General features: G+C 43.2%; 22 protein-coding genes. 16 read left to right on the plus strand and 6 right to left on the minus strand.

Annotated elements, in window-relative coordinates:
* Positions 1-18 precede the first annotated feature (18 nt).
* The 5 genes from PBF_RS11530 to PBF_RS11550 all read left to right on the plus strand — a co-directional run bounded on the left by PBF_RS11530 (position 19) and on the right by PBF_RS11550 (position 5,116).
* Positions 19-771 carry a sirohydrochlorin chelatase gene (locus tag PBF_RS11530; protein WP_035329920.1) on the plus strand — a complete coding sequence of 251 codons (753 nt, stop codon included), beginning with the start codon at positions 19-21 and terminating at the stop codon, positions 769-771.
* The gene (locus tag PBF_RS11535; protein ID WP_035329921.1) at positions 752-1,360 is read left to right on the plus strand and encodes an NAD(P)-dependent oxidoreductase; all 609 of its coding nucleotides are present in this window, start codon (positions 752-754) and stop codon (positions 1,358-1,360) included. Before PBF_RS11530 ends, PBF_RS11535 begins: the two co-directional genes overlap by 20 nt.
* 103 nt (positions 1,361-1,463) lie before the next feature.
* Positions 1,464-2,564: a CdaR family transcriptional regulator gene (locus tag PBF_RS11540; RefSeq protein WP_035329922.1), complete on the plus strand. Its 1,101-nt coding sequence runs from the start codon at positions 1,464-1,466 to the stop codon at positions 2,562-2,564.
* 122 nt (positions 2,565-2,686) lie between these two features.
* Complete coding sequence (locus tag PBF_RS11545; RefSeq protein ID WP_035329923.1) at positions 2,687-3,955, plus strand: GntP family permease; 1,269 nt, start codon at positions 2,687-2,689, stop codon at positions 3,953-3,955.
* Positions 3,956-3,973: 18 nt separating this feature from the next.
* On the plus strand, positions 3,974-5,116 hold the full coding sequence (locus PBF_RS11550; RefSeq protein ID WP_035329924.1) for a glycerate kinase: 1,143 nt from the start codon (positions 3,974-3,976) through the stop codon (positions 5,114-5,116).
* A gap of 83 nt (positions 5,117-5,199) precedes the next feature.
* Here PBF_RS11550 and PBF_RS11555 read toward each other — a convergent pair whose 3' ends face one another.
* Together PBF_RS11555 and PBF_RS26480 are read right to left on the minus strand one after the other, a co-directional pair.
* The gene (locus PBF_RS11555; RefSeq protein ID WP_035329926.1) at positions 5,200-6,222 is read right to left on the minus strand and encodes a DUF1646 family protein; all 1,023 of its coding nucleotides are present in this window, start codon (positions 6,220-6,222) and stop codon (positions 5,200-5,202) included.
* A 272-nt stretch (positions 6,223-6,494) separates the two neighbouring features.
* The gene (locus PBF_RS26480; protein WP_200870035.1) at positions 6,495-6,659 is read right to left on the minus strand and encodes a hypothetical protein; all 165 of its coding nucleotides are present in this window, start codon (positions 6,657-6,659) and stop codon (positions 6,495-6,497) included.
* 247 nt (positions 6,660-6,906) lie between these two features.
* On the opposite strand from PBF_RS26480, the gene PBF_RS11560 reads away from it, so the two are divergent.
* Both PBF_RS11560 and PBF_RS11565 read left to right on the plus strand, forming a co-directional pair.
* On the plus strand, positions 6,907-8,067 hold the full coding sequence (locus PBF_RS11560) for an MFS transporter (RefSeq protein WP_035329927.1): 1,161 nt from the start codon (positions 6,907-6,909) through the stop codon (positions 8,065-8,067).
* 201 nt (positions 8,068-8,268) lie between these two features.
* The gene (locus tag PBF_RS11565) at positions 8,269-9,522 is read left to right on the plus strand and encodes a methyl-accepting chemotaxis protein (protein WP_035329929.1); all 1,254 of its coding nucleotides are present in this window, start codon (positions 8,269-8,271) and stop codon (positions 9,520-9,522) included.
* Between the two features lie 225 nt (positions 9,523-9,747).
* Here PBF_RS11565 and PBF_RS11570 read toward each other — a convergent pair whose 3' ends face one another.
* Positions 9,748-10,632 carry a hydroxymethylglutaryl-CoA lyase gene (locus PBF_RS11570; RefSeq protein ID WP_035329930.1) on the minus strand — a complete coding sequence of 295 codons (885 nt, stop codon included), beginning with the start codon at positions 10,630-10,632 and terminating at the stop codon, positions 9,748-9,750.
* Positions 10,629-11,300 (minus strand): GntR family transcriptional regulator, encoded by a 672-nt coding sequence (locus tag PBF_RS11575; RefSeq protein ID WP_035329932.1) that lies wholly within the window; start codon positions 11,298-11,300, stop codon positions 10,629-10,631. The genes PBF_RS11570 and PBF_RS11575 overlap by 4 nt, the downstream gene beginning before the upstream one ends.
* Before the next feature lie 218 nt (positions 11,301-11,518).
* Here PBF_RS11575 and PBF_RS11580 point away from each other — a divergent pair, with 218 nt between their 5' ends.
* From PBF_RS11580 to PBF_RS11615, 8 genes are all read left to right on the plus strand, one after another.
* A complete protein-coding gene (locus PBF_RS11580; RefSeq protein ID WP_035329934.1) occupies positions 11,519-12,721 on the plus strand; it encodes a CaiB/BaiF CoA transferase family protein in 1,203 nt (400 codons plus the stop codon).
* 12 nt (positions 12,722-12,733) lie between these two features.
* Positions 12,734-14,161: a 3-isopropylmalate dehydratase large subunit gene (leuC, locus tag PBF_RS11585; protein WP_035329935.1), complete on the plus strand. Its 1,428-nt coding sequence runs from the start codon at positions 12,734-12,736 to the stop codon at positions 14,159-14,161.
* Positions 14,158-14,772: a 3-isopropylmalate dehydratase small subunit gene (gene leuD / locus PBF_RS11590; protein ID WP_035329936.1), complete on the plus strand. Its 615-nt coding sequence runs from the start codon at positions 14,158-14,160 to the stop codon at positions 14,770-14,772. Before leuC ends, leuD begins: the two co-directional genes overlap by 4 nt.
* 15 nt (positions 14,773-14,787) lie before the next feature.
* Complete coding sequence (locus tag PBF_RS11595; protein WP_035329939.1) at positions 14,788-15,048, plus strand: hypothetical protein; 261 nt, start codon at positions 14,788-14,790, stop codon at positions 15,046-15,048.
* On the plus strand, positions 15,045-16,553 hold the full coding sequence (locus tag PBF_RS11600; protein WP_035329941.1) for a sodium:solute symporter family protein: 1,509 nt from the start codon (positions 15,045-15,047) through the stop codon (positions 16,551-16,553). The genes PBF_RS11595 and PBF_RS11600 overlap by 4 nt, the downstream gene beginning before the upstream one ends.
* Before the next feature lie 25 nt (positions 16,554-16,578).
* Complete coding sequence (locus PBF_RS11605; RefSeq protein WP_035329942.1) at positions 16,579-17,826, plus strand: MFS transporter; 1,248 nt, start codon at positions 16,579-16,581, stop codon at positions 17,824-17,826.
* A gap of 20 nt (positions 17,827-17,846) precedes the next feature.
* On the plus strand, positions 17,847-18,443 hold the full coding sequence (locus tag PBF_RS11610; RefSeq protein WP_035329943.1) for a flavin reductase family protein: 597 nt from the start codon (positions 17,847-17,849) through the stop codon (positions 18,441-18,443).
* A gap of 120 nt (positions 18,444-18,563) precedes the next feature.
* Positions 18,564-19,934 carry an aldehyde dehydrogenase gene (locus PBF_RS11615; RefSeq protein ID WP_035329944.1) on the plus strand — a complete coding sequence of 457 codons (1,371 nt, stop codon included), beginning with the start codon at positions 18,564-18,566 and terminating at the stop codon, positions 19,932-19,934.
* 255 nt (positions 19,935-20,189) lie between these two features.
* On the opposite strand, the gene PBF_RS11620 is transcribed toward PBF_RS11615, so the two are convergent.
* Positions 20,190-20,369: a type II toxin-antitoxin system SpoIISB family antitoxin gene (locus tag PBF_RS11620; protein ID WP_035329945.1), complete on the minus strand. Its 180-nt coding sequence runs from the start codon at positions 20,367-20,369 to the stop codon at positions 20,190-20,192.
* Positions 20,350-21,114, minus strand: a complete 765-nt coding sequence (locus PBF_RS11625; protein WP_035329962.1) for a type II toxin-antitoxin system SpoIISA family toxin — start codon at positions 21,112-21,114, stop codon at positions 20,350-20,352. The genes PBF_RS11620 and PBF_RS11625 overlap by 20 nt, the downstream gene beginning before the upstream one ends.
* 456 nt (positions 21,115-21,570) lie before the next feature.
* On the opposite strand from PBF_RS11625, the gene PBF_RS11630 reads away from it, so the two are divergent.
* On the plus strand, positions 21,571-22,278 hold the full coding sequence (locus PBF_RS11630; RefSeq protein WP_035329946.1) for a CsxC family protein: 708 nt from the start codon (positions 21,571-21,573) through the stop codon (positions 22,276-22,278).
* Positions 22,279-22,370: the final 92 nt, after the last annotated feature.

The raw sequence follows: 22,370 nt of genomic DNA on the forward strand, positions 1-22,370 counted from the left end.
AAGGAGGGAGCCTAACTAATGAAAGCTGTCCTATACATCGGCCATGGCACACGTTCCAAAAAAGGAGCTGCTGAAGCAAACCTTTTTATCGAAAGTGTTATGAAAAAAGTCGATGCTCCCATTCAAAAGCTTTGTTTTCTGGAATTAACTGAGCCTTACATTAAGGAAGGGTTTGAACACTGTGTCAGGGAAGGAGCCACAGAAATTGTCATTGTGCCTCTATTTTTGCTTGCAGCCGGACATATCAAGCAGGATATTCCTGAAGAACTTGCCCCATTAATAGAAAAATATTCCGGCATTAATGTAAGTATGGCTGATCCATTTGGAGTCCAGGACAGTATTCTTGATGCCATTTCAGAGCTTGCTGCTGCAGAAGCGGAGCCAATCAGTGCTGATGATTCTGTTTTAATTGTTGGAAGAGGCAGCAGTGACCCTTCCATTCTTAGAGCTTTTGACTCTATCAAAAGCGGAATCAGCCAGCGTCTTCGTGTGAAAAATGTGCAGGTCTGCTATTTGGCGGCGGCTGCCCCGTCCTTCCAGGATGGTCTTGATTCCATATGCCAAAAGGCAAGTGGCAATGTGATCGTCATTCCTTATCTATTATTCTCGGGGCTTTTGCTAAATGAGGTTGTAAGAGAGGTAAATAAGAAAGTAAAGGCAGGCTGCACCGTAACCCTTACTGATACACTGGGAAAACATGCGGTTATCCAGAATCTGGTCGCTGAAAAAGCGAATGGAGAGGTGAATATAAATGCAGCCGTTATTCATTGATTTAACCAGCAAGAAAATCGTTATTGCCGGCGGTGGAAGAGTTGCCTTTCGAAAAGCGAAAACACTTGAAGCTGAACGAGCCCATACCACGTTTGTTGCTCCTGATTTTTCAGATGATATCATTCTTCTTGCCCGTCAAAGAGGATATAAACTCATTCAGCGGGAAGCACAGGCTGCTGATTTTAAAGATGCTTTATTATCCATTCTGGCCACAAATGACCGTGAAGCTAACCATGCATTGGCTAATTCGCTGGATTCAGGTCAGCTGGTCTGCGTTGTCGATGAAGCAGGAGAAGGAAATGTAATTTTCCCGGCAGCTGTAAGGCGCGGTCCTCTTCAAATCGCTGTCACCTCCAATGGTGCAAGCCCAAAGCTGACCCGGAAGTTAAAAAAACAGCTGGATGAACAATTTGATGAAAGCTGGACAGGATATTCAGAATTTCTGGGAAAATGCCGTGATTATATTAAAAAGCTTTCTATCCCTTCTTCGGAAAAAAATGAAATGCTTGCCGAACTCCTGGATGACCGTTATCGACTTTCAGAGGATGAGAGGGAACGCAAATGGGCATATCTGCAGTCATTAGAATAAACATATCCTCAACCGTGTCCTGGCACACGGTTTTTTATTTTGTTTATTGTGCAAATTCACTATGGTACATTGTTAGTAATGAATCAGGAAGGCGGCGTGTAAGGTGCATTTTTTATCCTATGAACTCGCTCAGGAAATAGTGGAGCGCACGATGAAAATCCTTAATAAAAACATAAATGTTATGAATGAAGACGGCATTATTATCGGATCAGGTGAAAAGGAAAGGATCAATCAGGTTCATGACGGCGCTCTGATGGTCCTAAAAAAGTGCGAAAGTGTGGAAATTGATGAAAGAAGTGCAGCGGGGCTTAAAGGTGCCAAGCCTGGAATCAATCTGCCTATCCGTTTTCATAATGAAATTATTGGTGTAGTCGGCATTACGGGTGAGCCCGCGCAAATTAGAAATTATGCCGAGCTTGTTAAAATGGCAGCGGAACTCGTACTCGAGCAGTCTTTTCTGCTGGAAAGAGTTCAGTGGAAGCAGAGGCTTCAAAGTGAAATTGTGAACCTCCTCATTTCTGAAGAACCATTAAATGAAGCGTGGTTAGAAGAGAGGGCCGGCTTTCAGGGATATGACCTGAACATCCCAAGAACCGTGATTGTTCTCAAGCTGTACGAAGAACTTGGAACCATGAATCAAAAACTGATTAATGACCTCCAGTTTGAATTGGGAAAACAGGATCTGATCGGGGTTACGTTCAATAATGAAATTGTCATTTTAAAAGCAGGGCACCATTCAGAACAAAAAGCTGCTTTAAAAAGGATTGCCGGCCTTTCAAGGAAGAAAGCGACAGTTGCAATGGGAAAGACATCCGAGAACATAAGCGGTTTGAAGTCCTCCTTTCGGAAGGCACTACAGCTTGCTGTTCTTGGTCCAAGGCTTCAGTCTGATGCTGACTATTACAGCTATGAAAATTATTGGCTCGAGGTGGAGTTATCCATGCTTGGCCTGCAGGATGCAGACACACTCTCTTTCTATGACCGGCTCCAGATGCAGGATAAAAAAGGGGAGCTGGCTCATACACTTGATGTTTTTATGAAAGAAGGAGGGGATCTCGGCAAAATAGCAGACCGCTTGTTTATCCACCGCAATACCCTGAGATATCGCCTGGATAAGATAACCGAATTAACTGGAAGAGACCCGCGGAATGTGAAGATGATGCTTGAACTGTATGCAGCGAAATTAATCAAAACGCATCAATGATTGTGCATATGCACAATCATGTTAAAATTCTGACCGTTTATTTTCATCAGCATACACAATGAATCAAAACGAGGAAACGCTTACAATTGATACATAAGCAAATCATCACGGGAGGGCTCATATTGGATGTAACTGTAAGCGCTTTAGGTGCTGTAACGGCCTTAGTCATTGCCATACTATTAATCTTGAAAAAAGTTCCGCCTGCTTATGGAATGGTCGCAGGTGCTTTAATAGGAGGCTTAGTCGGCGGAGCGGATATCACAAACACCGTAAATTTAATGATGGAAGGGGCTAAGGACATTATACCGGCGGTGCTCAGAATCCTTGCTGCCGGCATATTAGCTGGTGTCCTCATTGAGTCTGGCGCCGCTTCCTCTATTGCCGAAACCATTGTAAAAAAGTTTGGAGAAACCCGGGCGCTCCTTGCCTTAGCAGTGGCAACGATGATCCTGACAACTGTCGGAGTATTTGTTGATGTGGCAGTCATAACCGTATCACCAATCGCCCTGGCAATCGCGAAAAGAGCGAAACTGTCTAAAACAGCCATTTTGCTTGCGATGATTGGCGGAGGAAAAGCGGGTAACATCATGTCCCCAAATCCGAATGCTATTGCTGCTTCAGATGCATTTGGCGTACCCCTTACATCGGTTATGGCGGCAGGGATCATCCCTGCTATATTTGGACTGGCTGTCACGTATCTTATTGCTAAAAAACTAGTAAATAAGGGGTCTGCGATCTCAGAAGGCGAAGTTGAAGTAAACAGCGATACCAAGCTGCCATTATTTTTTACGGCGATGATTGCGCCTCTTGTTACTATTATACTATTGGCGCTTCGCCCGCTATTTGATATCAATATCGATCCGATGGTGGCACTTCCCGCAGGAGGGATCATCGGGGCCATTGCGATGAAAAAGACAAGAAAAATCAATGAGTACGCTATATCCGGTTTAAACAAAATGTCAGGGGTTGCCATTATGCTTCTTGGGACGGGGACCCTGGCTGGAATCATCGCAAACTCAAGTTTAAAAGATGTGATCATTCATGCATTAACATCATCAGGCCTTCCAGCTTATCTGCTGGCCCCTGTGTCAGGTATTTTCATGTCTGCTGCAACGGCATCCACAACAGCAGGGACCGCGGTTGCCAGCGGAGTCTTTGGCAGCACGATTTTAGGATTGGGAATCTCAGCTTTAGCAGGAGCAGCCATGATTCATGCTGGGGCTACCGTATTGGACCATTTGCCGCACGGAAGCTTTTTCCATGCAACCGCAGGAAGTGTCAATATGGATATGAAAGAACGCTTAAAGCTGATGCCATATGAATCGCTTATCGGTTTAACACTTGCCGTTATTTCAACGCTGATATTTGGAGTCTTTAAGCTTTTTGGCTAAAGAAAGGGGAAATTAGTTATGAAAATCGTCATTGCTCCAGATTCATTTAAAGAGAGTTTATCGGCACTTGAGGCAGCGAATGCCATTGAGCAAGGGTTTAAATCGATTTTTCCAAATGCCCAATACAAAAAAATGCCGATGGCCGACGGCGGAGAGGGAACGGTGCAATCGCTGGCTGATGCAACGGGAGGAACGATCATAGAGCGATCAGTTACCGGACCTCTCGGGCAACCTGTTAAGGCTTTCTTTGGCCTGATGGGCGATGGAAAGACAGCTGTCATTGAGATGGCCGCTGCCTCTGGCTTGCATCTGGTTCCTACAGAAAAACGGAACCCCTTGCTGACGTCAACGAGGGGAACAGGTGAATTAATCGCTGCAGCAATGGACACAGGAGTGAAGCACATCATAATTGGAATTGGCGGAAGTGCCACAAATGATGCCGGGGCAGGAATGATACAAGCATTAGGCGGGAAACTTCTCGATAAAACCGGCAGAGAAATCGGCCAGGGCGGAGGATCGCTTGCTGAGCTTACAGCCATTGACATGTCAAACCTCGATTCACGGCTTCGGGAAGTCCATATTGAAGTAGCCTGTGACGTGGATAACCCATTAACTGGTCCAAGCGGTGCATCCGCTGTCTTTGGCCCGCAAAAAGGGGCAACCCCTGAGATGATAGAGCTGCTGGATCGGAATCTGGGCCATTTTGCAGATGTTGTTGAAGATGCACTCGGCAAACCGTTCCGCGATATAGAGGGGGCAGGAGCGGCTGGAGGGATCGGCGGAAGTCTGCTTGCCTTCTTAAATGCTGACTTAAAAAGAGGGATTGAAATCGTTCTTGACGCGGTTAACTTTGAGGAAGAAGTAAAAGGTGCTGACCTTGTCATTACAGGCGAAGGCAGGATTGACAGCCAGACGATTCATGGAAAAACACCGATTGGGGTGGCAAAAGCGGCGAAGAAGTACGGAATACCCGTCATCGGTCTTGCAGGTTCCTTATCGGACGACAGCTATATCGTGCATGAACATGGTATTGATGCGCTATTCAGCATTGTTCCTGGCGTGATAGCTCTTCCGGATGCCTTTGAGAAAGCAGCCATTTATATGGAAAGAACAGCGAGGAACATAGGTGCTATTATGAAAATGAATAATGAGAAGCTGTGAAATTCAGCTTCTTTTTTTAATAGACAGTAACAATGTTATGTAAACTAATAAAAAAAACAAAAAAAGGACTGCGTGCAGCCCTTTCAATTCCCGATGACTAAAATAAGCACAAAGTATCCAATCATAGTGACCAGCCCGAAAGGAACCCCGAACAAGGCCCACTCTTTACTCGTAATCTGCAGTTTCCCGGCAGCAATAATATTGGGAATATTCCCGGGAATCAGCATCCCGCCGCTGATCAGCAGTCCAAGGAGAATCGATTGAACGGTAAAATGATCCATGGATGGGCTGATTTCAGCCGCTGCAAGGGTGGCATTGTCCAGGACAGCAGAAATCATATTGATCCAATATAACAGAAGGGGGTTTAAACCGATTAAAAAATGATTGATCAACGGTTCAAAACCGGCCCCAAGCATCGTCAGGCCCATGACAAAAAAATAAATCTTCAGTGCTCTGACAAAAATTTCTTCATAGCTTTCACTGACAGGCTTTTTGGTAAAGGATGCCTTTCCAGAATTAGGCGGTTTCACAGCTATCGCTGCCATTACACCGAAAAATACAAGGGCAATCATGATATGCGGTCCAACTAATTCAACCAAAAAGAAAAAGTCTTCTTTCATTTTACTGATTGCAATGGTGGAAAGCGGTTCTCCGATCGGCGTCAATGCAGCACCAAGGCCAATCGAAAAGCAGGCGAGTACGGTCAGCCTGACTTCTGAGCTTCTATCCAGCCTTAGAGCACTGACAATTAACACAAGAACCAGCGCAGCGATAATAGCGGTTATGACACTTGAAATTAATCCAAGGAAAACGACAATCAAAGCTGCAAATAATCGAAACGGCATACGCCGGCTTGCTGAAAGGATGCTTTTTTCCAGATTTGCCTGAAACCATTTAAACAAGAGGCCCGCAATAAAGACAGCAAGTGTAATTTTTACAGGCTCCTGTGCCGCTTGTACAAAAAGACCGCTGTTCAGAACTCCGCTTGCGATTGCTGCTGCAAGCCCCATTACAAATAAAAACATCTCCAGATTTTTTTCCACAAACTCAGAAAGAAAAGGCATGACAAGAACAATAATGAAAATAACCACTAACATATAAATCATAAATCCTGCTCCATTTGGTTATTTTCCCAGCTTAATCACAAGGAATATTACATGCATATGCATACTCCCGGACAAACTTGCCATAAAGTGAAACTTCAATCAGTGGGGAGTGCTTTTCTCCCCGCTGATTGTTAGTTGAACCAATCGGGCCATTACGGGCAGTTGGATCCCCACTTATCATCCATTGATTCCTCTGAATCTTGAAGTGGGGGTCTTACTGCCCGTTAGACTGCGATAAAAAACCCCTGCTGGAGACCCGCAGGGATTATCACTTAGTTATAGTCATTTAAAACGGTTCCAGTCAGATTGAATTCAGGTTCCATGCTTTTGATGGCATTTGTGTCAATAGGAGTTGTACCGGCAGGCTGTATTTCTTCAATCACAGGTGGTGTCTGCGGGGATAAATTAAGCCCTTTCTTTGCTTGATTGTCCAACAAATGAATCAACTCCTTTACAGTATTTGTTAATAATATTCCTATTTTACTGTTATATTCAAACAAGTAAATTCTGGAAGTTGTCTTAGGGAGGTATTATTATTTTTCACCAAAAAATTATTTTTATTTATAAATAGTCTTTTATTATATTTAGATTATTCTATCCTTTGAGCTTCCACGGTCAGGTATGTTAAGATGATATTTTATTGAAATTATGATAATCGCTTGGATACTAGAGAGGAAGTTCAGCTTGGATAAACGCATCTATTTATTGGCAATCATTTCATTTGTTGTTGGAATGGTAGAATTGATTATTGGAGGGCTGCTGGATCTTGTCGCTTCAGATCTGGGAGTAAGCTTGGGGCAGGCGGGTCTGTTAATTACTGTATTTTCGCTTGCCTTTGCCATCGCAGCGCCTGTCCTGCTCACGATGACGGTTAAAATGGAACGCAGCAGATTAATGATGATATCATTGGCTGTATTTTTGGCCGGGAATATTGTGGCTGTTTTCAGTCCGTTTTACAGTGTTTTATTAGTCGGCCGAATTCTGGCGGCAGTAAGCGGCTCACTACTTATTGCCTTATGTATGACAATGGCGTCGTACATCGTTTCAGAAGAATTTCGTGCACGTGCGATCGGCATCGTGTTTATGGGAATCAGTGCATCCCTTGTGCTTGGGATTCCCATTGGATTAATGCTTGGAAATGCTTTTGGCTGGCGAGCTCCATTTGTGCTGATATCAGCACTTACACTCTTATCTATGGCGGGGGTGTACTTCTTTCTGGGAAAGGTTGCTCCAAAGCCCGCTGTGCCGATTGGCGTACAGCTTAAAACGCTGAAAAGCAGGAAAATAGCACTGATCCAGATAACATCCTTTTTATTAATGACCGGTCATTTAGCTTTTTACGGATACCTGACACCTTTTCTGAAAATGAATATGGGGCTTGATGGAAACTGGGTCAGCATCGTGTATCTGATTTTCGGGATTGCGGCGGTAATCGGAGGAGGACTTGGCGGTCATCTGGCTGACCGTTTTGGTGCAAAATCGGTTATCTTAACACTTGTTGCCATGTTTGGAATTACCCTTTTCGCATTGCCTTTTGCCGCTGTTTCCCTTCCGGTTTTCCTTTTTACAGTTGTTATTTGGAGTATGCTAAGCTGGGCGGTCACACCGGCCATACACAGCTACTTAATTGAAGTAACTCCGGAAACCTCGGATATCCAGCAGACATTGAACAATTCTGCAGTCCACATGGGAATGGCATTTGGCAGCATGATCGGCGGACTCATGATTGAGACAACCTCCGTTGAATATAATGCAGCTGCCGGAAGTATTTTTATTATTATTGCTCTTGGCACGGCAGCTCTTTCCATGGCGAAAAAAGAAAGAAGGACTGCTGCAGCAGATTAATTGATGCCGGCTTCTATGGAGGCCGGCATTTTTTCAGTGAAAAATGACAAACTATTTCAATTATTTAAAAATAATTCCTCAAAATATATTGATATATCTTCCTTTTATCCACTATAATCAAATTGTCACTTGGCAGAACATGATAATATAGGGGGAATTTGGAATTCGTTTTATTGAAATAATAATAAAGGAGTCTGTTTCATGAGCCAGCTTAGCTATATTCTCCGTACTTTAATCATAATTATACCTACTGTATTGATCATCAGCATTGCAGTATGTGTTGGTAATGGGCTTGAAGGCAGTGCGTTTTGGATGACGATCGGGTTTACTGTCATCCTTGGCACACTGGCGGGAATGTTATCCGCATTCATGAACTACCGCAAGTTTATTGCACCCATCAGCAAAATTAATCGATTTATTGATGAACTGGCAGATGGAAACATGTCCACAAGACTGGACGAAAAATCAGTGGGCCAGCTTGGTTCCATTGCTTCAGCTCTGAATCACACCTCCTCCGCCTGGCAGGAGGTGCTGAATAAAGTGGTTCTGGCTTCCGATGAAATCACACAATATGCCCAGCAGCTATCATCCGGTGCCCAGCAGACCAATATGGCAACAAGCCACATTGCTGAGGTGATTGAAGAGATTGCTGCAGGAGCAGACAACCAGGTCCACGGAGTCGGAACGGCTTCCAATGTCATTATGCAGATGTCTGAAACACTGACACAGGTGGCGGAAAACTCAGAACAGGTGACAGAGCAGATCAATGATTCACTGGAAAAAGCAAATCAGGGCGACGCATCCATTTCAACAGCAGGCTGCCAAATGAATTCCATTCATGTGAATGTTCAGGACTTATCCAAGGTGGTAAAAGGTCTTGGCCAGCGTTCACAGGAGATTGGAAAAATTATCGAAGTGATCACAGGCATTGCCGCTCAAACGAACCTTCTGGCATTAAATGCCGCCATCGAAGCGGCCCGTGCAGGAGAACAGGGAAAAGGCTTTGCAGTTGTGGCGAACGAGGTCAGAAATCTCGCTGAAAAATCAGCGGAATCCACTCTGCAAATCAGCCAGCTAATCTCAAAAATCCAGGAAGAAACCCATCAGGTCGTCCAAACCATGGATACCGTCAATCATGAAGTAACAGAAGGCATGGAAGTCATGAAGGGGGCAGGGGATTCCTTCAAACAAATCCGGCAGTCTGTCAGCATGGTGACAAATCAAATGCAGGAAGTCGCTTCAGCCATTCAGCAAATGTCTGCCGGATCCCGGCAAATGGTCCAGTCGATGGATGAGATTACCCATGTGGCAAATGAATCCGCCATGGCCACACAAAGTGTACTGGCATCTACTGAAGAACAGGCAGCATCAATGGAGGAAATATCTCTTTCCGCTGACAACCTTACAGTCATGGCAGAGGATTTGAAAGGGTTGATCAGCAGGTTTAAGTTATAGAGTTTAGGTCTGGAAACCCTAGACTCTTTTTTTATAAATAAATGGATAGGTATTATATAAAAACTTGATATGAGATTTTTTAATTGTGAACTTTGCAATTAAATCTAAAAATATGCAAAGAAATAAACCAAACTAGCAAACAAATCAGTAAAACCTGCAAACAAAAGCTCCAGCAGTCATTTTATACACAAGAAAAGCCATCCCACAGATGGCTTTCCCTTAAAATTAAGCTATTCCCGCTTTCATTAACATCCCATCGAGCGTCCGTTCCATCACTTTTTCCATCCACTTGGCTGTTTCCAGGACAGATGGAAGATCTGTCCCAGTATTCACACCCATACCGTGGAACATATTGATCATATCCTCTGTACAAACATTCCCGACTGCTTTTGGTGCGAAAGGACAACCTCCTAATCCTGCGATGGATGAATCAAAGCGGCGGACACCCGCGTGATATCCCGCCAATACATTTGCCAGTCCCAAACCGCGCGTATTATGGAAGTGAAGGCCAAGCGAAAGATCCTTACCAAAGATATCAAAGAATGATTCTGCCACTTTTTGCACCTGAATAGGATTGGCCATACCTGTTGTATCAGCCAGTGTGATTTCTGTACAGCCTGCTTCTAAAAATCTTTCTGCCGCTTTTAGCACGTTCTCTAACGGAACATCCCCTTCAAACGGACAGCCAAATGAGGTCCCCAATACTCCAGCCACACCAATGCCTGAAGCTGCACCTTCTTTTATTACCAGACTAAGTTCTTCAACAGCCTGCTCAACAGTCCTTCTCGCATTTCGCAAATTGAACGAATCGCTTGTCGTGGTTACTACATGAAGAAAATCCACATCTGTCGTAAGGGCGCGTTCAAGCCCGGAACGGCTTAAAACCAGGCCTCCATAGCGGACCCCATTTCTTTTAGGCAGTGATTTCAGGACTTCTTCTGCATCGGCCATCTGAGGAACAACCTTTGGATTGACGAAAGAGACGGCTTCTATATTGCGGATGCCGGAATCTAGTAATCTTGTTATCAATTCTACTTTTGATTCAGTTGAGACCATTTTGCACTCATTCTGCAAGCCATCACGCGGGCCAACTTCACAAATTTCAATCATTTTCCTTCCTCCTTCAGAAGATGAATATTTTTGATTTGCTCCAGATGCTTCAAAACATGATCACGGCCCTGGTAAATATGTTCGTGCATTGCAATGCGGGCACGTTCGGGTTCGCGATTTTTGATCGCTTCCAGGATGATTTTATGAACCTCAAGTGATTGCTTTAGCTGAAAGCTGTTATACCAATAGAAGGACCGGAACACGATTGGAACGACAACAACCTTGGATATATGGAAATGAATATGCTCATTTTTAGAAGCTGCGACGATCGCTTCATGAAATTTCTGGTTTACCTGAACAATATCTTTCAGGCTTTTCATATCGGATTCCACATAGCCGCTAATTGCTTCTTCATATAAAATATTGGCTCTTTCCATTTCCAGCAGGTCACTTTCTGTCCGGTGTATGGCCGCCTGACTGGCAGCGTACCCTTCGAGCAGAGTGCGCAGATCATAGATTTGCCTTATATCATCATTTGTAAAATGTCTTACACTGACCCCGCGCTTGAGGGGAATGACAAGACCTTCAGCTTCAAGCTGTCTAATTGCTTCTCTAATTGGAGTGCGGCTAAGATTCATTTCTTTAGCCAGTGATTCTTCAGCAAGCCGCATACCAGGGATAAATTTCCCTTCGATAATGGCATCTCTGATAAATTCGTATGCATCCATATCAACACCTCGGCTTTATTGTATACAAACGGAAGAATAATTACAATAAATATTCTGAAAATTTTATAATAAACAGCATTGAATAAGGGTTTAACAATTAATTTCAGAAAAATTATAAAATTCCCATTGACTTATTGTATACAAACAATTAAATTTGTATACAAGATTAAGAAAATTTAAAAATTAAAACGCATTCAAGAAAAACAGGAGGAAATTACATGTCAGAAAAACAGCTTCCACTGCAAGATATAAGAGTTCTTGAGCTTGGCACACTATTAGCTGGACCATTTTCTGGGCGTCTTCTTGGGGACTTTGGTGCTGAAATCATCAAGGTTGAACCTCCGGGAAAATCAGATCCCATGAGAAACTGGGGAAAGTCAAAGGATGGAGTTGGGCTATGGTGGCCGATTCAATCGCGAAATAAAAAATCAATCACATTAAACCTGCGGGAAGAAGAAGGGCAGCAGGTTTTAAGAGAACTTGTTAAAGAAGCCGATGTGGTCATCGAGAATTTCCGCCCGGGCACAATGGAAAAATGGAATCTTTCCTACGAAACATTGTCGGAGATAAACCCCAGGTTAATTATGGTCCGGACTTCCGGCTATGGACAGACAGGGCCCTATAAGCATCGAGCCGGCTTCGGCAGTGTCGGCGAAGCAATGGGGGGGCTAAGAAATGTAACCGGTTTCCCTGACAGGCCGCCATCACGAATAGGTGTATCCATTGGCGATACACTGGCAGCACTTTTTGCCACAATCGGCTGCCTGGTTGCTTTACATGAGAGGGAGCGTTCAGGAAAGGGACAGGTAGTCGATACAGCCCTCTATGAATCTGTGTTCTCTGTGATGGAAAGCATTATTCCGGATTATCTTCTGGCAGGATACATAAGGGAAAGAATGGGCAATATCCTGCCAGGTGTGGCGCCATCCAATATTTATTTTACACAGGATAAAACCTATATCGTGATCGGCGCTAATGCAGATGGAGTGTTCAGCAGATTATGCGAAGCGATGGAGCAGCCGGAATTGGCGAAGGACCCAAGATTTTCAACACACCATGCAAGAGGAGAGAACATGAAGCTGCTTGATTCCATGATCGAAGAATGGACTAAGACTCTCCCGGCTAAAGAAGCGCTAAAAATTCTTGAAGATAAAGGAGTTCCATCAGGGCTCATCTATTCAGCTAAAGATATTCTGGAAGATCCCCATTATAAAGAACGAGACATGATCATCAAAGTTGATCATCCGCAGCTGGGAGAATTCCCAATGCCTGGCATTGTTCCAAAATTAAGCAGGACACCAGGAGAAGTGAAGCATGCCGGTCCTGAAGCGATGGGGAAGCATAACGATGAAATCTATTCAGGCCTCCTTGGTTTCGATGAAGACAGATTAAAAGAATTGAAGAAAAAAAATATCATTTAGGAGGTCTTCAATATGGGGCGGACTCTATATGAAAAAATTTGGGATAAACATGTAGTGCTTGAGCAGCAGAATCAGCCTTCCCTTTTGTACATTGATCTTCATTTAATTCATGAAGTTACATCCCCGCAGGCTTTTGAAGGTCTAAGAATCCATAATCGCAGTGTAAGAAAGCCTGAGCTGACGATTGCCACCATGGACCATAGCATCCCTACAACAGATCGCACATTGCCCTTCAGGGATGAAATTGCAAAGAAGCAAGTCGATGCATTAGAAAAAAACTGCAGGGATTTCGGCATACAGCTTTTTGACCTGAACAGCAGTAATCAGGGAATCGTACACGTCATTGCTCCTGAACTTGGATTAACCCAGCCAGGGATGACTATTGTATGCGGCGACAGTCATACCTCTACACATGGAGCGTTCGGAGCACTTGCCTTTGGCATAGGTACAAGTGAAGTTGAACATGTACTTGCCGCCCAGACATTAAAGCAATTTAAATCAAAAACATTGGCAATGAATATACATGGACATTTGCCGCAGGGGACTACTGCCAAGGATTTGATTCTTTCCATCATTGGAAAATATGGCCATGATTTTGCAACAGGACATGTGGTTGAATATCGCGGTGAAGCCATCCGGAATCTAACGATGGAAGAGCGCATGACCGTCTGTAATATGAGCATCGAAATGGGAGCGAGGGCTGGACTAATTGAGCCTGACAGCAAAACCTTTGCGTTTTTGAAAGGAAAACAGGCGGTTCCGGAAGGAGAGCTATGGGAAGAAGCTCTTGAAGAGTGGAAGCAATATTATACAGATGAGAATGCAAAATTTGATCTGACCGCTGATTTTAATGCTGCTGAAGTCATCCCGATGGTTACCTGGGGGACGAATCCTGGCCAGGTTGCCGGAATTACAGAAACTACAACGCTATTTGAAGATTTGGCTGAAGACCAAATACGGCCGGCAAAAAAGGCACTGCAGTATATGGGGCTTGAGCCGGGAACACCGATCACCGAAATCGCGATTGACAAGGTCTTTATCGGTTCCTGTACAAACAGCCGAATTGAAGATCTCCGCAAGGCTGCTAAAATCGCAAACGGTTATAAAGTTGCGGATCATGTGGAAGCCTTAGTGGTTCCCGGTTCACAGCTAGTAAAAAAACAGGCAGAGGCTGAAGGGCTTGACCAGATTTTTATAAAGGCCGGTTTTCAATGGAGAGAAGCGGGCTGCAGCATGTGCCTGGGGATGAATGAGGATTTGGTTCTTCCGGAAGAGCGCTGCGCGTCCACCTCAAACCGGAACTTTGAAGGCAGGCAGGGAAGGAATGCCAGGACCCATTTGGTCAGCCCGGAAATGGCTGCAGCCGCAGCGATTGCCGGACGGTTTACAGATGTGAGGGAATGGCCAGTTAAGGAAAGAAAGGAGGTCAGTTTACAATGAAATCTTTTACGAAATTTACAGGCATCGTTGCTCCGCTAGATGCGGCAAATGTTGACACAGATGCTATTATTCCGAAGCAATTTCTAAAAAGCATTGAAAGAACAGGGTTTGGAAAATTTCTTTTCTATGAATGGCGATATGAAAATGAGAGAGAAAAACCGGATTTCATTCTAAATCGTGAACCTTACCGGAATGCACCAATTCTGCTGGCAAGGAAAAACTTTGGCTGCGGTTCATCCAGGGAGCATGCACCCTGGGCGATTGCAGAATATGGAATAAAAGTAATCCTGGCACCATCATTCGCAGATATTTTCTATAATAATTGTTTCAAAAATGGAATCCTTCCAGTAGTTTTGCCCGATCAGGATATAGAAGTTCTTTTTCGGAAAACCAGAGAAATACCCGGCTATCAGATTAGAGTCGATTTAGAGAATCAGAGAATAGAAGATTCTTTTGGATACATGTCTGAATTCCAGATAGGCTCCTATCAAAAAGATCAGCTGTTACAAGGATTGGATGAAATTGGAGCGACTCTTCAATCATCTCAAATTATAGACTCCTTTGAATCAGCACATAAGATTTACTACAAGCTGGGTGTCAAAATTTATTAATAGGGAGGCAGTCGAATGGAAAACAGAACGATAAAAGAACCTATTCGCAAAAAATGGATTTGGGTAGTCCTCGCCATCATAACACTTGGCGTAGTACCCTGGTACTTTCCAGATGCTGCAGCAGAGCCTTATATTCTCGGGTTTCCGTTATGGGCATTTATCTCTACAGCTTTTTCCATTATCATGTGCGGGTATTTAAGCTGGCTATGTGTTAATGAGTGGAATATCGTGGCGGAACAGGAAGAAGCCGAAAGAGCAAAGGGGGATAAATCATGAATGATTTAGCATTTGCAGGCACAGATGGGATCATTATTTTATCTGCCTTTGCGATAATCATGCTGCTAATTGGTTACCTGTCCGGCAGAGGCGAGAAGAACCTTCATCACAGTCTTTCAGGGTATTACCTTGCCGGAAGGAATCTCGGTTTCATTGCACTCTTTTTCACCCTATATGCGACGCAATATAGCGGAAATACTATTGTCGGCTATGCACCGACAGCCTATCGGACAGGTTTCTCATGGATACAGTCCATCTCATTTATGACCATTATTATCGGAATCTATTTGCTGTTTGCACCAAGGCTTTATGTCATTGCAAAGAAAAGAAATTTTGTAACACCTACTGACTGGATCGATCACCGCTTTAAATCAAAGGCAGTCACATTGCTTAGTATCTTTCTCATGCTTTGGGGGCTTGGAAACTATCTATTAGAACAGCTGGTAGCAATCGGACAGGCTGTATCCGGAATGACGGGCGGAACCATTCCATACCAGATTGCTGTTATTGTCTTCGTTGCTGTCATGCTTGCCTATGAATGGATGGGCGGAATGAAGGCGGTTGCATTCACAGATGTTATGCAAGGCATTGTCCTTATGATCGGCATCATCGTCTTTCTCATCGGAGGCTTGTACCTTGTCGGAGGAAATTTCTCTGATGTTACAAGGTATGTAGCAGAAATGGAGCCAGCAAAAACGGCAGTCCCTCCAATGGAAGTGAATATCAATTGGCTGAGTATGCTCCTGCTTGTTGGACTGGGAGCAAGTATTTATCCGCACGCTGTTCAAAGAATCTATTCTGCGCAAAGCGAGAAAACTCTGAAAAAATCCTTTGCCCGCATGGCATGGATGCCGCCAATTACAACAGGGCTTGTATTTATGGTAGGTATTATTGGAATTATGCTTTTTCCAGGACTGGATAAGACGGGTTCTGAACAGCTCGTAGGTCTGATGGCCAATGAGATTGCCGCCATTAATCCATTTTATTACTGGATTATGATCATCTTCTTTGGCGGGATTGTAGCTGCCATTATTTCGACAGCCGACTCAGTTCTGCTCAGCTTTTCATCTATGCTTTCGAATGACGTATATGGAAAATTCATCAATCCTAAGGCATCTGAACATAAGAAGGTCATGGTCGGGAAAGTATGCGGAATCATTGCGATCATCTTTCTTCTGTGGATTGCCTGGAATCCTCCGGGAACGCTTTATGAAATTTTCGTCTTAAAATTCGAATTGCTTGTTCAGGTGTTCCCGGCCTTTGTCCTGGGCTTATATTGGAAGCGCTTATCAGGAAAAGCCGTCTTCTGGGGAATGCTTGCAGGCGCCATATTAGCAGGATTGCTAACGCTTACAGGCTATAAAACCATCTATGGAATCCACGGCGGCGTCATCGGGTTAGGACTGAACTTCTTTATCTGTATTGCAGGCTCCCTTTTATCTCCAGCTGTATCAAAGAGTAAAGTACTGGAGGAAGATTTGACTGCAATCAATTTAAAGGCATAATAGCCAAAAAAGAGATGATTAAAATATGAGTAATTCACTAGCAGAAAAGCAATTTGCCATCAATGAAAATCCATGGAAAATGCTATTATTCCTTCTGCTGGCACAGCTGATGGTAGCATTTGTCGGCAGAAGCATCGGACCGCTGGGAGTCTTAATCGGGGAGGATCTTTCCTTGACCAAGTCGCAAATTGGCATGCTCCCGGCGGCTCTCTTTTTGGGTCAGGCGATCATTTCGGTTCCTGCCGGTTTTCTGACTGACCTTGCAGGATCCCGTAAATTATTGGTCCTGGCTTCGGCTTTAATGGGGTTAGGATTTCTGTTCATGACATTGCTTCATGATTTCTGGCTTGTCCTGTTATTAATTGTTATCGGCGGAATTGGGTATGGGTCCATGCACCCGATCACCAATAGAGGCATCATTTATTGGTTCCCTCTCAAACAGCGGGGAACAGCAATGGGAATAAAACAAACCGGCATCACGGCCGGATCGGCTCTGGCCAGTTTGATCCTGCTTCCGCTTAGTGTCACTTTTGGCTGGAGATTTGTACTTCTTACGGCCTGCCTTCTTTTATTGGCGGGCGGATTCGTTTCCTATCATTTTTACCGGGATCCGCCTGAACTGGAACAAGCGAAGGGCAGCAGCATGAGTTTGCTCCAATTTTACAAATCAATGTTTAAAATGTTAAAAAATAAAGCCTTAATGCTTATCAGCTTCAGTGCTCTGGGCCTGAATGGAACACAAATGTGCTTAAATACGTATATAGTTTTATTCGCCTATGAACAGCTGAAGATATCAATCTTTTTATCAGGTATTCTTCTGGTTATATCTGAAGTATCCGGAACCATTGGCAGGGTTGCCTGGGGAGTCATTAGCGATAGGCTGTTTGAAGGAAAACGTGTAGTGATCCTTATGATTATTACCATCATTATCGCATTGGCCAGTACTTCAGCTGCTGTCATAACTTCAGCCCCTTTTTGGGTAATGGCTCCCATTACAGCTCTGTTTGGATTTGCAGCATCAGGTTTTAATGGAATCTGGATGAATCTTGCAAGTGAATTGGTGCCGAGAGAACAAGCTGGCATCTCAAGCGGTATCAGTATCACACTCGGTTCAGCCGGGGCCATTATCATTCCGCCATTATTTGGCTTAATCGTGGATCAGACGGGGCAATTCTCTTCCGGGTGGTTTTTAATCACAGGTATGATGTTTATTGTTTTTACTTTACTGACAACATTATCAATTATGAATAAAAAGAATAACTTTGTTATTTAAAAGTGGAAGGAGTGATCCGTTTGGAATTTAACCCTTCGGACCTTGGAGAAAAAGAAGTGTACAAATTATTAACCGGATCTGTCGTCCCAAGACCGATTGCCTGGGTTTCCACTGTATCACAGGAAGGGGGCCAGAATCTCGCGCCCTTCAGTTTTTTCAGTGTTGCCTCAAGAAATCCTCCGATGCTCTGTATTTCTATTGGTCCTGGCGTAGGGGACAGGGAAGGAACAGAAAAAGATACATTGGTCAACATCCGGGCGACAAAAGAGTTTGTCATCAATGTGGTTCCTGCACCATTGGGAAACCAAATGCAAAAAAGTGCAGAGAATCTCCCGAGTAATGCTGATGAGTTTGAAGCAGCAGGGCTTTCCGCTGCTGAAAGTCATCTAGTCGCCCCTAAGAGGGTAAAAGAAGCACCAATCCATATGGAATGCAAGCTGGAACAGATTATTAAACTGGGAAGCGATCATTTGATTATCGGGAGAATGGTCCATTATCATATTGATGATGAATACTACCTCGGTAATTATAAAGTGAACTTAGAAAAACTCCAGCCCCTGGGAAGGCTGGCAGGAAACTATAGTGAAAGCAGCGAATTCTTTAAGCTGCCGAGATAATATATCAAATGCCGGTCCTTTTGGCCGGCATTTTTTCATTGGGAGTATACCTATTTTTGTATTTCCGCCAGCCAAGGTGATAATATATCCTTAAAACTAGTCCCAACTGGAGGTATTCCTTTGGAAAACTACGCGAATCTCATTCAAAAACAAAGAAATTTCTTCACCCAGGGTAAAACAAAAGATATCACATTTCGAATGGAAGCCCTCGGCAAGCTGCGTACAGTCATAAAGCAGCATGAGCAGGAATTAATGGAGGCTCTAAAAGCCGATCTCAATAAAAGTGAGTTTGACGCATACCTGACAGAAATCGGAATCCTGCTCGAGGAAATCCGCTTTACAATGAAACATTTAAAAAAGTGGTCAAAACCAAGGAAGGTAAAGTCCACCATTGCTCAGATCGGTTCGAAAAGCTATATCTATCCGGAGCCATATGGAGTTGCCCTTATCATAGCGCCATGGAATTATCCTTTCCAGCTCGCGATTGCACCGCTGATCGGAGCGATAGCGGCAGGGAATTGCGCGATCCTGAAGCCATCCGAATTAACGCCGCAAACTTCTGCTTTGCTGTCAAAAATGATCAGCAGCCATTTTCCTGAAGAATATATTTCAGTAGTTGAAGGCGACGCAGAAACAAGCACAGCGCTTTTAAATGAAAAGGTCGATTATATTTTCTTCACAGGCAGTGTCCCTGTTGGAAAAATCATTATGGAAGCCGCTTCGAAAAATCTTACACCTGTTACGCTGGAACTGGGCGGGAAAAGTCCGTGCATCGTACATGAAGATGCCAACCTGAAGCTTGCTGCAAAGAGAATAGCCTGGGGAAAGTATATTAATGCCGGCCAGACATGTGTAGCTCCTGATTATCTTTATGTTCACAGCAGAGTAAAAGAAGAATTCCTTAAAGAACTAAAGCAGGCCATATATGAGCTTTATGGGGAAAATCCGATTGAATCCGGCCATTTCACCAGAATCGTCAGCGAAAAACACTTCAGCCGCCTCACCAATTTTTTGACCAATGGAACGACTATTCACGGGGGCAGGCATGATTTAAGCTCTCTAAGCATCGAGCCAACCGTTCTCGGCAATATTACCTGGAATGATGAGGTTATGCAGAATGAAATATTCGGACCGATTCTCCCCGTGCTTGCATATGACGACTTGTCCAAAATGATTGTAGAAGTTACAGCACGCCCGAAGCCTCTGGCCCTATATATCTTTACAGAAAGTGAGGGTGTTCAAAACCAGATTCTCAGCAGCATTTCCTTTGGAGGGGGATGCATTAATGATACTGTTTATCATTTGAGCTCACCATATCTTCCTTTCGGAGGGGTAGGGGAGAGCGGGATTGGCGCTTATCACGGAAAGGGAAGCTTTGATGTGTTTTCCCATGAAAAAAGCATACTGAAGCAAACAACCAGATTTGATCTGCCATTCCGGTATCCGACGACAAAGGATGCTTTAAAAAAGGTGAAGTTTTTTATAAAATAACCGTCTTCTTCGCAGCTCTTAAGCATTGTTTTTCGGAGGCTTGACATCCTTATTTAAATTCTGTATGGCAGCTTCGGTTTTTTTTGAAAGATTTTTAGTGTATGGGGAAACTGAGAAGGTGGGGAAGTTTATATTTTTGACTTTCTTGGTCAGTTTTTTCAATAAAATCAGCCCTTTTTAACTATAGTATATGTCCCCGCTCCATGAACATGAGTATGGCGCGGAAGAAAATTCCTTCCACGCCATATAGTATGCTCAAGTCTTCGTTTTGGTATAAACGCTTATTAATCTTTTATTCTCTTTTAATATTCTTTCGGTGTGAGGGCTGACTTCAAAGCCCGGCAGGCTGATCCGGGATTTTTTCTTAAGGGTTTTCATGGTGCTGCTGGAATTTATCTGCGGTAAATTCTTTTTCTTATCCGCTGGTTCCTTCATGGTCTTCGTCCTCCAATTCGGCAGGGAGCATTAGATCGTATATTGATATGAGTGAAGTGAATAGCAAATAGTCGAATTCGGTTACAAATTGGTCGGAGGTTACTTTAATGACATAATCTTCTTCGAAAATGGAAAAAGGGATTAGCGCCAGCTTTTCTTCCGCATCATAATAAACTTCCCTGCGGTCCAGCCGGCTATGAATCAAAGCTTTATCGGTGTAGTGCTCAAGCAGGTGGTCTTTCTCTTCCTGTGTTGTATATTTGCATAATGATGTCCTCATATCGACTTTATCCGCAAAGTCAGCTAAAAGCTTTTCAATTCCGGCAAGATAAGCCTCTTCATTTCCATAATAAATGTCAATGGGTTCATTTTTCAATAAATATTGAAACGATTTCAACTTATTCATATGTGAATTTAATAGGTCGCTGTTTTCTTCAAGTAAATCTCTTGTGTCAGTTGCCAGTTCATTATTTCCGACTCTCTTCAAATAAGATCCAAGAAAAACAAAAGCATCAACAAGGGCAAATATAATCGCGACAATCAAGTAATTCTGCCAGTGGTTAAAAATGGATTCAGGCTCATTTGTCCAATAAATTACCGCCCCAAGCACATAAAGAATATACCAGGTTTTACGAATCACGGACATTTTTTCTTTCACTTTCTTTTCCCATAGCCAGACAGAAATAACATAAAACCCAAGACAAGCGACAATGATCCACACAGCAATCTTAAAGAATATCAGCAAAAAAATCGCCTCGTCTGCCATAAAATGAATTTCTGTTAGAATATTTGCATAATTTTAATTTCATTATATCAGAAAATATGCCATAAATTTGAAAATAAATGCGGGGGAAGGAAAAATATGAAGAAATACCTAATCATGACGGCAGCAGAACTTGTAGTTCTGACAATCATTAATCACTTCAGTTTAAAGCAGGCGATTGAATTATGTGAAGAATCAAATTAGCATGCTATTGCGGATAGAGTTCTTTTTGAGGTTAATTGGAGTGTAATCTGTAAAAAATAGGCATTAGTACAGTTTTAAAAATTTCATAAAAAATGATATAAATGCCATCCTCTACTTGTCCACTCCTTGTTGTGACTAGTCGCATATAAAATAGTAAGCCATAGAAAACAAGCTTTTTTATTTTGGAAAGCTTCGGATTCTTTTGGCTAAAAACAACAAGTAGGAGTGTAGAATATGAAGAAAAACCATTCGTATGGCTGTGGAAGCAGCGACAAATGTCCTCCATTGCCGAAGTGTGACACGGCTAAATCACACACGCATTTTTGTGACGTGGGGACTCCGGAAAATACAGGAGGAGTAGAGCAGACAATAATTCTTGGAGATGTTCCAATTCAGACATTAACTGAAGCAGATATCTATCTTCCTTCATATGCAACAGAAATTAAACAAATCCGAAAGAATGTATATCTGACACAATGTAAAGCTGTGCCAGTTATTCCAGAAGGTTTCCCTGAAACTGCTCCAACATCAGTAAAGCTTTATGTAGAAGGGTATATTCACAAAAACATTCAATATGTTGATGATTGTGAAGGCTATGTGAAAGATTACGGCGTCAACGTTCCTTTTAAGTGTTACTCTTTAGTGAACACCCTTCCTGAAATTGATTGGGAATTCAGCAATAAGAACAGCAATTCCAACGAAATCAGAGAGCTTGCAAAAAATGGCATGGGTGCAGACAGATGCAGCTTTGGCTCCTTCACATTTGAGTTCTTGAATGAACCAATCAAGTGTAAACTGCTAAACGCTTCTGTTACTCAAATGGATATTTTGAGCGATTTTGATAAATGGGGCAGATTTGACAAGATTACTGAAAAAGCAGAAGTTAATTTGCTTGTAAGATTAACTCAGCGTCAATTGGCAAACGGCGGAGGAGACCAATAATCAGGTTTTCCTGGCAATGAATGAGAGGGTATCTTCTGGAGATACCCTCTCAGACTGTCGACAAACTCGATGAAAATCGTGCTTGTCTGCAG

Source organism: Cytobacillus firmus DS1 (genome assembly GCF_000565285.1).
Lineage (GTDB): Bacteria > Bacillota > Bacilli > Bacillales > Cytobacillaceae > Cytobacillus > Cytobacillus firmus_A.

Excerpts from the sequence above, each read along its gene's own strand:
- PBF_RS11530 (WP_035329920.1), top strand. The coding sequence starts at position 19 with ATGAAAGCTGTCCTATACATCGGCCATGGCACACGTTCCAAAAAAGGA.
- PBF_RS11535 (WP_035329921.1), top strand. The coding sequence starts at position 752 with ATGCAGCCGTTATTCATTGATTTAACCAGCAAGAAAATCGTTATTGCC.
- PBF_RS11550 (WP_035329924.1), top strand. The coding sequence starts at position 3,974 with ATGAAAATCGTCATTGCTCCAGATTCATTTAAAGAGAGTTTATCGGCA.
- PBF_RS11555 (WP_035329926.1), bottom strand. The coding sequence starts at position 6,222 with ATGATTTATATGTTAGTGGTTATTTTCATTATTGTTCTTGTCATGCCT.
- PBF_RS11565 (WP_035329929.1), top strand. The coding sequence starts at position 8,269 with ATGAGCCAGCTTAGCTATATTCTCCGTACTTTAATCATAATTATACCT.
- PBF_RS11570 (WP_035329930.1), bottom strand. The coding sequence starts at position 10,632 with ATGATTGAAATTTGTGAAGTTGGCCCGCGTGATGGCTTGCAGAATGAG.
- PBF_RS11575 (WP_035329932.1), bottom strand. The coding sequence starts at position 11,300 with ATGGATGCATACGAATTTATCAGAGATGCCATTATCGAAGGGAAATTT.
- PBF_RS11580 (WP_035329934.1), top strand. The coding sequence starts at position 11,519 with ATGTCAGAAAAACAGCTTCCACTGCAAGATATAAGAGTTCTTGAGCTT.
- leuC (WP_035329935.1), top strand. The coding sequence starts at position 12,734 with ATGGGGCGGACTCTATATGAAAAAATTTGGGATAAACATGTAGTGCTT.
- leuD (WP_035329936.1), top strand. The coding sequence starts at position 14,158 with ATGAAATCTTTTACGAAATTTACAGGCATCGTTGCTCCGCTAGATGCG.
- PBF_RS11595 (WP_035329939.1), top strand. The coding sequence starts at position 14,788 with ATGGAAAACAGAACGATAAAAGAACCTATTCGCAAAAAATGGATTTGG.
- PBF_RS11600 (WP_035329941.1), top strand. The coding sequence starts at position 15,045 with ATGAATGATTTAGCATTTGCAGGCACAGATGGGATCATTATTTTATCT.
- PBF_RS11605 (WP_035329942.1), top strand. The coding sequence starts at position 16,579 with ATGAGTAATTCACTAGCAGAAAAGCAATTTGCCATCAATGAAAATCCA.
- PBF_RS11620 (WP_035329945.1), bottom strand. The coding sequence starts at position 20,369 with ATGAAGGAACCAGCGGATAAGAAAAAGAATTTACCGCAGATAAATTCC.
- PBF_RS11630 (WP_035329946.1), top strand. The coding sequence starts at position 21,571 with ATGAAGAAAAACCATTCGTATGGCTGTGGAAGCAGCGACAAATGTCCT.